The organism is Candidatus Obscuribacterales bacterium (assembly GCA_036703605.1).
Taxonomy (GTDB): domain Bacteria; phylum Cyanobacteriota; class Cyanobacteriia; order RECH01; family RECH01; genus RECH01.
Window position 1 is genome coordinate 1 of record DATNRH010000261.1, and the last position, 1,276, is coordinate 1,276.

Sequence of the window (1,276 nt, forward strand, 5' to 3'; positions counted from 1 at the left end):
TGCGATTAGCGAGGGGTGAGACGGTGTAAACCCACACCAAGCCCACAGCGACTAATGCAGCCCCCGCCCATCAAGGATTTAAGGAGATGCCCACAGCCCACAGAAACCCCACACTCTCCCCACAGGTAATCCACAGCACCCAACGCCAAACGATCGCCCGAAGCTATGACCTATCCGAAGAAACAGTGCGCCGCTGGGTGCGATTCTGCGAATCATGCTGTTTTGATTGGTGGCACGTTTGCCCTCGTGGAGTGACGGAACGTTACCTACACGGTTATCAAGTCTCAGTCTTGTGTTTTGCGTTGGACAATCGCGACAAGGGAAAAGCATGGATTGAGCACGCCTTATTGAACGATCAGCGCCTAACTTTTAAGGCTTGGTCACTCACTCAAAAACAACACGCTTAGGAGTTTTTATGAATCTTTCAGTTGTGGAGTACACCACAGACCGCGCCGCCGAAGTGCTGGGTATTCACGAAGCCCAGGTGCGAATCTTGGCCCAACGGAACAACATCAGCGCCCCTTTTAGTGGTGATGAATTGGAGGTACTTCGGAATTCTCTCGACAAAGACACCGCCCCCGATAATGCGATCGCAGAATCGCACCACACCCCCGCCGCCGTCACCACTGACAACGGATTAAGCCCCGCCATGCTCGGATTCTGTGACGAGCTAGAGGGGGAAATCGTCACCCGACTCACGGCAGAGATGTCTAGTCGTATGCCCCGCATTAAAGGTGCGATCGTAGATAACTTACTTCCTCAGTAAAGCCATGGAAATCAACCTCACCCCCGCCCAACGCGATCGCATTCTCCAGTACTTGCACAGCGTCACCTATGACGATATCGCCCGGCGTTGCCCTGAAGGAGACGACCCGTACACCGTGCAAGCTGATTTGGTCGCACTGCGTAATCAACTCGAAAAACAGCAATAGAGCCGCCTGCCTGAGAAACATCGCGACTCTATCAATCCCATTACCGGGGCGGGAAACCCCGCCCTTTTATTATGACTATCGTTCCACCATTCCAGTCAATGCCCCCAGCGGGCCATCATGACGCGCTTGCCTACCGCCCCGCCTGTACTCAACTTGTCCCCAGCTTGAATGCTGACGGCCTGACTGATTGGGACGTGACAATGCCTGACGGTACACAGTACACATTGGCAACGATCACGCCCATGCCTGAATCGCAATCCCACGCCGCCCTAGATGCTTCGGGACTGTGCAAGGTTGGCGGGGCTGATGTTCCCATCGTCGCACCGGGGCATCTTCTCACCCTC

Annotated in this window: 2 protein-coding genes; both read left to right on the forward strand. The window is 54.8% G+C overall.

The window, feature by feature from the left end; all coding sequences use genetic code 11:
- Positions 1-415 precede the first annotated feature (415 nt).
- Complete coding sequence (locus V6D20_05350; protein ID HEY9815216.1) at positions 416-766, forward strand: hypothetical protein; 351 nt, start codon at positions 416-418, stop codon at positions 764-766.
- A 4-nt stretch (positions 767-770) separates the two neighbouring features.
- The gene (locus tag V6D20_05355) at positions 771-932 is read left to right on the forward strand and encodes a hypothetical protein (GenBank protein ID HEY9815217.1); all 162 of its coding nucleotides are present in this window, start codon (positions 771-773) and stop codon (positions 930-932) included.
- Positions 933-1,276: the final 344 nt, after the last annotated feature.

Coding starts and splice junctions, on each gene's coding strand:
- V6D20_05350 (HEY9815216.1), top strand. CDS start 416: ATGAATCTTTCAGTTGTGGAGTACACCACAGACCGCGCCGCCGAAGTG.
- V6D20_05355 (HEY9815217.1), top strand. CDS start 771: ATGGAAATCAACCTCACCCCCGCCCAACGCGATCGCATTCTCCAGTAC.